The following is a 7,509-nucleotide window of genomic DNA, read 5'->3' as shown; positions in this document are numbered from 1 at the left end:
CCCTTGTTTAATCTTTCAACGGCTGATCTAGCAACCTTGGCATCCACTGCGACATAAGCAACATAATCAAGCACGTTAATTTTACCAACCTGCTTGCCTTCAATACCCGCATCACCGGTTAGAGCGCCTAAAATGTCACCTGGGCGCACTTTATCTCTTTTGCCACCGGCAATCGACAGGGTCGTCATTGGTGGCTTGCTAGGTACGAAGTCTTCTTTAGCATTAGGCAAAGGACTCACGGCAAAATCCTGTTTAAGGTATTCCTCAATCGCACCCACTTTGTAAGCTTCGGATGGTTGATAAAGGTTTAACGCATACCCTTGTTTACCAGCACGACCTGTACGGCCTATGCGATGTGTATGTACTTCTGCATCACGTGTAATGTCGTAGTTAATAACACAAGGTAGCTCTTCGATATCTAGACCGCGTGCTGCCACATCGGTAGCAATGAGGAAGTTACAGCTACGGTTTGCAAACTGCATAAGCACTTGATCACGCTCCCTCTGTTCAAGATCACCATGTATGGCTCTAGCGCTATATCCCATTGCTTTAAGGTGCTGCTGAACGTCGTTACAGGTCTGCTTCATGTTGCAGAAAATAACCGCAAATTCAGGCTGATAATTACTGATAATATCAGTCAGGTTGTTAAGTTTATTTTCTTTGTTGATCTCAAAGAAATATTGTTCAATCTGATTTTTGCTATGGGTTGATTCAACTTCGATCGTTACCGGTTTAACCAAAATATCAGCACTTAATTTAGCGATAGATTTTGGGTACGTGGCAGAGAATAGCAGTGTTTGGCGTTTTGTTGGTGCATGGGAAATAATATCCCGAATATCGTCTGCAAAACCCATATCCAGCATTCTATCCGCTTCGTCCAATACAACCGTATGTACTTGATCTAGACGAAGGGTTTTCTTACGTAGGTGATCCTTAATACGGCCCGGTGTACCTACAACAATATGTGCTCCATGCTCGAGCGAGCCAATTTGCGGTCCAATGGACTGGCCGCCGCAAAGAGTCAAAATCTTTACGTTTTCAGTAAAGCGTGCAAGTTTGCGTAACTCATTAGCCACTTGGGTCGCCAGCTCCCGAGTAGGGCAGAGTACTAGAGATTGGGTTGCAAAGTTGCGTGTGTTTAACTTGAGCAGTGTGCCAATACCAAAAACGGCTGTTTTGCCGCTACCTGTTTTAGCCTTTGCGATCAGATCTTTACCTTGCAGTAATTCAGGAAGTGCTTGCTCCTGAATAGCGGTCATCTGTGTGTAACCCAAGCTATCTAGGTTGGCGAGCATGGATTTAGGCAGATTTAAACTGGAGAAACTGGTATCGGACACGGTAGGCTCATTTGGAAAGAATTAAATAGAGTTGGATTATAAATCAAATTGCACCGGTCTGGAGAAAAAAGCGCCTTTATTCTCGTTTAAGTTAACAATAAATCGAAAGTAGTTTGTAAAACACTACGATGGCTCTGGATTGGAAGGCTAATGTAGTGTTTCTTGTGCATATTCAAGAAGTCACTTTTCTTTTTGCGTATACTCTCATGCAGAATTGATACGGTTGTTTGGTAGAAAAAATGAATACACGTTATGACGTAGTGATTGTAGGTGGCGGAATGGTCGGTGCGACCATCGCTTGTGCATTGGGTGGAAGTAATCTTTCCGTAGCCGTACTAGAAGATTACTATCCGGCTGAATTTTCCCCAGAACAGGACCATGACCTTCGTGTTTCAGCGCTAAGCGTTGCCTCCGAGAATATTTTACAAAAAGTGGGTGCATGGGAAGGTATTAACTCTCGCCGAAGCTGCCCCTATCGCCGAATGAAAGTTTGGGAAGTAAGCGAAGAGAAAGCCTCCACCGAATTTGTCGCTGATCATATAGGTCGCGATCATTTAGGTCATATTGTTGAAAACCGCATTATTCAACTAGCACTGTTAGAACGGCTGCAGCAGTTTGATAATATTAATCTTATCTGTCCCGCAGGTATTCAAGAGATCGATTATTCGCCGGGCAGTAGTTTGATCCGTTTAAAAGATGACCGTGAAATTATCGCGCGGTTACTCATCGCTGCCGATGGGGGAGAATCTAAAGTACGTCAAGCCGCAGGGATTGGTGTACATAAATGGGATTATGAACAAGGGGCTCTGGTGGCATCAGTCACCACTAAATTCCCACAACAAGATATTACATGGCAGCAATTTACCCCAACCGGCCCCTTAGCCTTTTTACCACTCAGTGGTCATCACGCTTCTTTGGTTTGGTATAACACCCCGGATAACATTAAGCGCCTAATGGCGCTTCCTGATGAACAGTTCATGGCCGAGTTAGAGGCTGTCTTCCCTGATGCATTAGGTGAAATTGATCAGTTGCTTGGCAGGGGAGCATTTCCACTTAGACGTCAGCACGCACAGCAATATGTTTCTGAAGGTATCGCACTTGCCGGTGATGCTGCACATATGATCCACCCTTTGGCAGGCCAAGGCGTGAATATTGGTCTGTTAGATGCCGCTGCGTTAGCCGAAACTCTCTTAATCGCCGCTAAAACAGGCGAAGATATTAGCGAGTTAGAGTTACTAAGTGATTATGAAAAACAGCGTCGCCAACATAATTTAGTCATGATGCAGGCGATGGATATGTTTTACCGTGTCTTCAGTAATCAGAGCGGCCCCTTAAAGCTGCTACGTAATGTCGGACTAGGTATCGCTGGAAAAGTTAGCCCCGCCAGAAATAAAGTGATGCGCTTTGCTATGGGTCTAGAAGGGCCGTTACCTGAAATGGCTAAGTCTGAATAGTCCTTGTTCCTGTTGTCATGTGTTGATTTTTTCAAGACATAAAAAAGCCGGTCATGGCGACCGGCAAAGGATATCGGCTGAATTAACCAGCCAGAGTAGAGAACTGGGATCGTAACGTGACCCCACGCGATATAAATCTTACGTCTTAAGCAGAAGTCTTAGCTGTTGCTGCTTTAGGTGCCGCCGCTGCCTTAGCTGGTGCTGCCTTTGGCGCTGCTTTCGGAGCAGCCGCTTTAGGAGCTTCAGCTTTAGGAGCTGGCTTAGCCGCTGTCTTTGGAGCCGCTGTTTTCTTAGCAGGTGCTTTCTTAGCAGGTGCTTTCTTAGCTGCTGGTTTAGCAGGCGCTGCTGCTTTAGCTTCGGTCGCTGGCGTCATTACTGCTTTAGCATTTTCAGTTGCTTCAGCAATTGCAACGTTTGTAGCTTCAGTCGCTTCTGTTAGAAATTTGTTGAAATCAGATACATAAGGCATCTCTTTGATTTCAGAAAGGCTTTTTTCTACGATGCCAGAAATCTCTTCTTTCGCAGTCGTTAGCGCAGCAAGTTCTTTTTCAGCAACTGAAGTCATTTTAACTTCTAGGTTTTTAAAGAACTCAACTTGAAGTTCAATAGCGTCTTTCGCTTCTTTAACTTCAGACAGCGCTTTAAGCTGAGCAACACTTGAATCTACGAAGTCTGTTACATATTCAGACTGCAGGGAAAACAAAGTTTCCAAAGCTTTTTTGTTAACTTCAGCAACATCGATTGCTGGTTGCATTTTTTCCTGAACGTCTTTAATCAGATCATCGTACATGTTCAATTCCCCTGAGAGCCAAAAAGTGTTTTGTGCGTTGCAGCATTTATAAACAATATAGTGATTAATAAATAACCTGTCAAATATTTTTTTGTGCGTTGCACAAAAAAATCGAGGCAATTTTTTATGGATTAAATAATCTTTTGAAAACAGTAGGTTGTGGATTAATTGTTGAAAGTTTAAAAGAAGTATTTATTTGTGGTTGTATAAAATACAAACAGGTTTGTGGGCTGGAATTGACTGTTTAGTAAGCAAAAACGTGGATTTGCAGGCTAGATTCATTCAGCAACGTTGTTCATCCCTATAAATAGCCATTACAATCAAGTTATTGCGTGAGCTGTTCATTTTATATTGTTGTTAAGTAGCTCACAGGTTTTAGGCTTGCTTGTATATAGGATCACCATTTTTCATGACAACTAATCAAAAGGCTTCAGATTCTCACACTTCATTTGAATTTGTCCGTACCGAAGTTATTGATTCCCTAGGTGTTGATGTAACAGAGTATCGCCATCTTAAAACGGGATTATCTCATTACCATATCGCCGCTGAGCATACAGAGAACGTTTTCTTAGTTGGTTTACGTACCGTGCCTAATGATTCAAAAGGTGTGGCACACATTCTTGAGCATACTGCATTGTGCGGAAGTGAGCGTTTTCCAGTACGTGACCCATTCTTTATGATGACACGTCGTTCACTGAATACATTTATGAATGCGATGACAAGCAGTGATTGGACGGCTTATCCTTTTGCTAGCCAAAACAAGAAGGACTTTTATAACTTATTAGATGTCTATCTAGATGCGGTTTTCTTCAGTCGTTTAGATCAGCTTGATTTTGAGCAAGAGGGTCATCGTGTTGAGTTTGCTGAAGCGGATAACGCTGAAACAGATTTAGAATATAAAGGTGTCGTGTTTAATGAGATGAAAGGGGCGATGAGTGCACCTGTTTCTCGTTTGTGGCAGTCCGTTTCAAAATATCTGTTTCCGACCACAACTTATCATCATAACAGCGGTGGCGAGCCAGAAAGTATTCCAGACCTCTCTTATGATGAACTGATCGCCTTCTATAAGACCCATTATCACCCAAGTAATGCTGTCATTATGACCTTTGGTGATATTCCAGCGGCTGAACTTCAGGCGGTGTTTGAAGAGAAGGCGTTGTCTCGCTTTGAAAAGCTAGATGAGACCATCGAAATTAATGATGAGAAACGTTACCACTCTCCGCTTCGTGTGGAAGAGGGTTATGAACTAGATCAAGACGATCTAAGCGGTAAAACACACCATGTGTTAGCTTGGCTGTTAGGTCATTCCAATGACCTTGAAGAGCAATTAAAAGCACATCTCATGTCACGTGTGTTGTTGGATAACAGTGCTTCACCTTTACGGTTTGCACTGGAAACTACTGATTTAGGCAGCGCCCCATCTCCATTGTGCGGTTTGGAAGATTCAAACCGGGAGATGAGCTTTATGTGTGGTCTTGAGGGCAGTGAAGCTAAAGATGCAGATGAGTTTGAAAAGCTGGTGCTTGATGTTTTAGCCGATGTGGCGGAAAAAGGTGTGCCTATTGAAATGCTTGAAGCCCAGCTTCATCAGCTTGAACTGCATCAACGTGAGATTAATGGTGATGGTTATCCCTATGGGATGAGCTTAGTGATGTCTTCTTTAGGTGCCGCTATTAATCGCGGTGATCCTATAGCGTTGTTAAACCTTGATCCCGCTTTAGGGAAGTTAAGAGAAGAGATCAAACACCCCGATTTTGTTAAGAACATGGTTAAAGAGTTATTAGATAACCCTCACCGTGTTCGCTTAACACTGCGTCCTGACAATAAGTTAGCGGGTTATCGTGATGCGGCAGAAAAAGAGCAATTAGCGAAAATTAAGGCAAGTTTATCGGATGCGGAAAAACAGGCGGTGATTGACCGTGCGGCTGCTTTAGAAGCACGTCAAAATCAGGAAGATGATGAATCTATCTTGCCGAAAGTGACGCTTGTTGATGTACCTGATGATATGAGTGTTCCAGAGCCGACAACAGTTGAATCATCTATTCCTTTTGTTCGCTACGACCGTGCTACAAATGGATTGGTGTACCAGCAAGTTATTATGCCGCTGCCGGATCTTAATGAAGAGGAGCAACATCTACTGCCTCTCTACAGCTATCTATTAACAGAGCTCGGTTGTGGCGAGCGTAGCTATCAAGATAATCAGCAGTACCAAACGGAAGTCACTGGCGGTATTCATGCTTTTGCTTCTATACGAGGTATGCCCGCTGATGAGCAAGATGTGAAAGGGTTCTTTACCTTATCCGGCAAGGCTCTAGTCTCAAAGCAGGAACAATTAACGGATCTGTTAAAAGAGACGTTGGAGAGCGCTCGTTTTGATGAGCTGCCCCGTATTCGTGAGGTTGTTTCACAACAGCGTACGCGTAAAGAGCAAAGCATCACCGGTAGTGGCCACGCATTTGCGATGATGGCTGCAACCTCTAAGCTGAGCCCTGCGGCTGCGCTTTCTCAAGCGACCAAAGGGTTAGAGTCGATTCGTTACTATAAAATGTTGGATGACAGCTTGAGTGATGAGCTCTCATTGGCCAAGCTATCTGCCAACTTAAAAGCGTTACATACGAAAATAGCGCAGGCTCCACGTGAATACTTAGTCGTTGCAGAAGAGGAGCACCAAGCGAATCTACAAGGTTATGTAGAATCAGTTTGGTCTGCATCTGAAACCGAAAAAGGTTCTGTTTTCAATCTTTCACCATTACGAGAGTTAGTTAAGCAAGCTTGGGTCACAAGCACACAGGTTAGCTTTTGTGCCAAAGCCTTCCCAACGGTTGCGACAGAGCACCCTGATGCGGCTCCTCTAACGATTTTGGGAGATTTTTTACGTAATGGTTATCTGCATAGAGCTATTCGTGAGCGTGGCGGCGCTTATGGATCAGGTGCAGGGCAAGACTCTGGTGATGCGGCTTTCCGTTTCTTCTCATACAGAGACCCTCGTTTAAGCGAAACCTTAGATGACTTTGATGCCTCTATTAAATGGCTGCTAGAGAGCGACCATGACGAGCAAAAACTAGAGGAAGCTATTCTAGGCGTGGTTAGTTCAATTGATAAACCAGGTTCACCTGCAGGTGAGGCAAAACAAGCTTATCACAGCAGTTTATTTGGCCGTACGCCAGCCCAGCGCAGAAAAATTCGTTCACGTATTCTGCAAGTGACCATTGACGATTTGAAACGCGTAGCGGAAAAATACCTACTCGATAAACAAGCGAGTATTGCGGTTGTAACTAGTCAGGCACAAGCTGATACGCTGGACAGTAGTTATGAAATAATTGAAGTCTAGATCGGTTTCAGGAGTAGTGTAGAGCTTACACTATACGCATAAGCCTACTTGATAGTGTGTATTATCGGGTAGGTTTTGGTTCGTATGGTCGCTCAGTATGCCCATTCATATAATGGGCTTTTCGCCTTTAATTTTAAGGGCTTGTTTGGCGCCTCAAATGTCGCAAAATTTGCTTTATCGTGGTGCTTTGCTAATTGTTTTAGCTGAGTTCTTCCTTGTTCTATCTGGCATGATTGTTAAACAAATTACGGGTGAGTTGCCTACCGAGGTGATTGTTTTTGCTCGTAATTTATTTGCCCTCGTATTGCTCTTTCCTTGGCTGTTACGCGTGGGGTTTAGTGCCGTCACAACTCAATGTTTTGGTTTGCATCTGTTTAGAGCGGTAGTGGGCGTGACCGCTATGATGTGTCTCTACTATTCATGGGGGCATCTACCGCTGGCGGAGGCGGCCTTACTTAAACAGACCGCACCTTTCTTTATCCCTCTGTTTGCCATGTGGTGGTTAGGTGAGCGCATCTCTAAAACAGTGATATGTTCAATTCTAATTGGATTTGTTGGCGTATTATTGGTGCTGAATCCAGGACATGAAAGCTTGAA

General features: G+C 43.9%; 5 protein-coding genes. 3 read left to right on the top strand and 2 right to left on the bottom strand.

Going from position 1 to position 7,509, the window contains the following annotated elements:
• The coding region (dbpA, locus tag B4K11_RS06475; protein ID WP_292959291.1) for an ATP-dependent RNA helicase DbpA at positions 1–1,337 on the bottom strand (1,337 nt) is incomplete at its 3' end.
• A 239-nt stretch (positions 1,338–1,576) separates the two neighbouring features.
• Here dbpA and B4K11_RS06470 point away from each other — a divergent pair.
• Entirely contained in the window at positions 1,577–2,791 is a 1,215-nt protein-coding gene (locus tag B4K11_RS06470; RefSeq protein WP_292950650.1) for a UbiH/UbiF/VisC/COQ6 family ubiquinone biosynthesis hydroxylase, read from the top strand.
• 145 nt (positions 2,792–2,936) lie between these two features.
• On the opposite strand, the gene B4K11_RS06465 is transcribed toward B4K11_RS06470, so the two are convergent.
• Positions 2,937–3,581: a phasin family protein gene (locus B4K11_RS06465; RefSeq protein WP_292950648.1), complete on the bottom strand. Its 645-nt coding sequence runs from the start codon at positions 3,579–3,581 to the stop codon at positions 2,937–2,939.
• A 409-nt stretch (positions 3,582–3,990) separates the two neighbouring features.
• Between B4K11_RS06465 and B4K11_RS06460 the strand changes: the two genes are divergently transcribed.
• The gene (locus B4K11_RS06460) at positions 3,991–6,912 is read left to right on the top strand and encodes an insulinase family protein (protein WP_292959290.1); all 2,922 of its coding nucleotides are present in this window, start codon (positions 3,991–3,993) and stop codon (positions 6,910–6,912) included.
• Between the two features lie 157 nt (positions 6,913–7,069).
• On the top strand, positions 7,070–7,509 hold a 440-nt coding region (locus tag B4K11_RS06455), incomplete at its 3' end, for a DMT family transporter (protein WP_292959289.1).

The sequence above is a fragment of the Neptuniibacter sp. UBA6509 genome (assembly GCA_002435145.1).
Classification (GTDB): domain Bacteria; phylum Pseudomonadota; class Gammaproteobacteria; order Pseudomonadales; family Balneatricaceae; genus Neptuniibacter.
The sequence above is the reverse complement of the archived record's forward strand: the minus strand, read 5'-3'. Positions and strand labels throughout refer to the sequence as shown.